Here is a 3,891-nt window from a genome sequence, read left to right as displayed (position 1 = left end):
AATAATTTAATAGAAAAATATCCTGCTACTGCTGCTGATAAAGTACCAACAATTAATTCTAGAGAAGTAATATTTCCCATTCCAGTAGTAGCTAGATCTTTTATTTTTAATAAAGTTGCCCCTCCAATTACAGGTACTGATAATAAAAAAGAATATTTAGCAGCAAGTTGTCGATTTAAACCTTTAAATAAACCTCCAACTATAGTTGATCCTGAACGTGAAATCCCGGGTATAATAGCAAAAGCCTGAGCAAAACCAACCACAATTGAATCAGCCAATTGCATATCTTCCATATCTCTCTCCTTTATTTCTATTCTATCAGAAATCCAGAGCAAAGTACCAGTTACAAGTAAGGCAAATCCTACAACTGTAACTGTAGAAAATATCCTTTCAAAAAAATCTTCAAATAAAATACCTATTACTCCAGCAGGAATAGAACCTATAATAACATAATAAGTTAACTTGCGATATTTTTTCTTAAAAGTAATCATTGCCCAGATGTCTTCCCAAAAAACTAAAACAACGGCTAAAAGAGTACCAAAATGCAAAAATACATTTAAAGTTAAACCTTCTTTGACATCCATAAAATGTTGAAATATTACTAAATGTCCGGAACTACTAATTGGGAGAAATTCTGTTACCCCCTGGACAATACCTAAAATTACTACATTTAAAAAGTTCATTTTTCTTCACTCTCCTAAAATTTTATGTAATATTTTTTAATATACTTTATATATTATATTATATCCCAAAAATGTTTAGATACCAATCTTAAATTGCATTTTTAATAAGATTTTAATTTTTATATTAATTTAAAATAAAAAGAATCCCCTATTATGAGGATTCTAACTAAATCAGATGTTTTTAATATATAGTTTACTGGAGATATTCATTTACTCTTAGAGCTGCTTTTGCTCCTTCTGCAGCAGAAGTAATTATTTGTTTATCCTTAATATTGGTTACATCACCCGCTGCCCAAATTCCTTTAATATTAGTCTCGTTTTTATTATTAATAATAATTTCTTTAGATTGATTAACATCAATTATATCACTTACAAAGTCAGTATTAGCAACTAAACCAATTTCAACAAAAAGACCATTAACATCAAGTTCAGTTTTCTTATCATTATTATCATTATAAATTATAATAGAATTTAATTTATCTTCTCCGATTATTTCTTTGACCTGATTTGAAGTATATACAGTGATTTTTTCATTTTTCTTTACTTTTTCCTGCAGATATTCATCTCCCATCAATGAATCTTCAACTTCTATTAATGAAACATCACAATCAATTTTTGCCAGATCAAGACTTGCTTCTAATCCTGAATTACCTCCACCAACAACAGCCACAGGTTGGCCAGAATATAAGAAACCATCACAACTTGCACAATAATGTACACCTTTACCTTTAAGTACATATTCCTGTTTCATTCCTAAATGTCTTTTTTCTGTTCCACTTGCTATTATCACTGAATCAGTTTTATATTCTTTATTATTATCTGTTTTTATAAGCTTTTTATCTTTACTTTCTGCGATTTCAACTACTTCTTCCCCAATTAAAGAAGAAATATTATATTTGTGGACATGATTCCAAAAATCAAATATTAAATCTGATCCATGTATATCTTCTTTTCCTAAATAATTATCTATTTCATTGGTATCAATTACTTGTCCACCCATATCTTTTGCTATTAAAAGTAAATCTATACCTTTTCTTGCTCCATAAAGAGCAGCATTTAAAGCTGCTGGACCTGCACCAATAATTATTAGTTCCCAATTTTTATTTTCATAATTTTCATTATCAATATCAAGAAGCTCATTAAATTCTCCTGATTTTTGCAAGGCAATCATCTCATCATATCCACCAATACTTTTTTCATTTATAATTATTTGAGGAACAGTTTTATTTCCTGTTCTTTCCTGCATTTCTTCCATTTTATTTTCTTTTTTAATATCATATTCAATAAAGTCCAGTCCTTTACTTTTCAAAAAAGCTTTTGCTTTTTTACAATAAGGACACCATTCTTTTGAATAAACTTCAATATTTTTATCTTTTTTCACTAATACCACCTCTATTTTTAATTATATAAATTATTTATAACTTCATTTATATTTTATTATATGATTGATATAAAATTAATTAAGTTAAGTTATTAACAAAATTCAATTTGCTTTTTTAACTACACCTATATTTTCATTACTAACACTAATAAACTTTTTTCCAATTCCAGATGGAAAAAACCAGAAATTAAAAATTAAAAATATCAAAGAACCACCTATGAATAAATAAAGAGGAGAGATGATATTAACCAAATAACCAGATATAATCAGGGAAATAGGAACAATTAATTTTACAATACTTAATTTTACACTAATTACCCTCCCTAATATTCTTCCTGGAACCATCCGTTGTAATAATACATTGGCAGGTATATCAACCCAGGAAACTACTATTCCACTCATTAACATTAAAATCGTATAATAAATTAAAATAAAATTTTGGCCTGGATTATCAGCAAAAATTATTAATGGAAAGCCAAAAGCTATAACTCCAAAACCAGTAGAATAACTTATTCTTTTTAAAAGTTTACTATAACTAATTTTCTTAATTATTTTATTAACTAATAAAGCACCCATTATCATACCTACTGGAAATGCACCCTGAACAATACCATAGATAGTTGAATCTACTTCCCAGAAAGTATTTAATAAATATGGTAAAGGTACAATTACTGAAAAATTGAAGAAAAAATTTAAAGCTATAAATATATATACTAAAGCTTTTAAATGTTTCCGAGAAAAAATGTAGTTGTATCCTTCCTTCATTTCTAACCATAATTTATTTTTTATTTTCTTATTTAAATCAACTTTCTCTTTATTTGATTTATCTTCTTCTTTTAAATTAAATTGATAATTAATAAAAAATTCCATTAATGCTGCAAGTAAAAAAGAAATACCATTTATCAAAATAAACAATTTTATATCTATAAAAGCATAGATCAATCCTCCAAACATTGGACCAATTATATGTGAAGCTGATTCAATCACTCTTGCCATAGAATTTATTTTAATCAGCTTTTCATCTCTTACCAGATTGGGTTTTGCTGATTCTATTCCCATATTAAAAAATGCAGCAAGTACAGTCATAAAAAAGGTGCTAATATATACTAAAATAACACTTAAGCCAAATTTGCTGGCCAGCCAATAAACACTTAAAAGAAAAATGCCATTTAATAAATCAGAACCAACCACCACTATTTTTTTATTTATTCTGTCTGCCAACACTCCAGCTAAAGGATTAATCAAAACCATTGGTAAAGTATATAAAACTAAATTAGTGGCAAAAGTCAAACCTGAACCGGTCGCTTTCAATAAATACAATCCAAGAGCAAAAGTATAAATAGCAGTCCCAAATAATGAAATCAACTTTCCAGATGAAAATAAAAACAAGTTAGCATTTTCTCTATTAAATTTCTCTCTCATTTTTACCCCTCCGTTTTATTCGTTAATATAAGTATATATTCTGGAGGGAACTCCAGCACAAGAGCTATTATTAAAAATTTATCCAAAAATATTATTCAAAGCTGGAGTTAACTCTATCTTAAAGCTTTTAATTGATATGAACATAATTGATCACCTATTTGAGCAAAATCTTCATATTTACCAAAAGTTTTCTTTATTTTAACTATTTCCGATTTATACTCTTTCTTAATTTCAAAATCAAGACTTAATATTTTCTTTTTTATTTTTTTATATTTAAAATTTTGTCTATATGGTAGAGATACTACAGAATTTGAACCAAATCTTTCATAAATTATAAAAGAAGCCAGGTATATAGCCTCATTTTTCAAATAAATATTTAATGACTCAGGTAAAAAATCTTCATTT

4 protein-coding genes are annotated in these 3,891 nt (G+C 27.0%); all 4 read right to left on the bottom strand.

Features of this window, described 5'->3' with window-relative positions:
- The coding region (locus tag VJ881_09635; protein HKL76313.1) for an undecaprenyl-diphosphate phosphatase at positions 1–683 on the bottom strand (683 nt) is incomplete at its 3' end.
- 193 nt (positions 684–876) lie between these two features.
- Positions 877–2,064 carry a glutaredoxin 3 gene (grxC, locus tag VJ881_09630; GenBank protein HKL76312.1) on the bottom strand — a complete coding sequence of 396 codons (1,188 nt, stop codon included), beginning with the start codon at positions 2,062–2,064 and terminating at the stop codon, positions 877–879.
- Positions 2,065–2,166: 102 nt separating this feature from the next.
- Complete coding sequence (locus tag VJ881_09625; GenBank protein ID HKL76311.1) at positions 2,167–3,486, bottom strand: MFS transporter; 1,320 nt, start codon at positions 3,484–3,486, stop codon at positions 2,167–2,169.
- A gap of 113 nt (positions 3,487–3,599) precedes the next feature.
- On the bottom strand, positions 3,600–3,891 hold a 292-nt coding region (locus VJ881_09620; GenBank protein HKL76310.1), incomplete at its 5' end, for a hypothetical protein.

This window comes from Halanaerobiales bacterium, from assembly GCA_035270125.1.
GTDB lineage: Bacteria > Bacillota > Halanaerobiia > Halanaerobiales > DATFIM01 > DATFIM01.
This window is presented reverse-complemented; position numbering and strand designations above follow the sequence as displayed.

What these genes read in the sequence shown, in the direction of transcription:
- VJ881_09625 (HKL76311.1), bottom strand. Translation starts at nt 3,486, where the DNA reads ATGAGAGAGAAATTTAATAGAGAAAATGCTAACTTGTTTTTATTTTCA.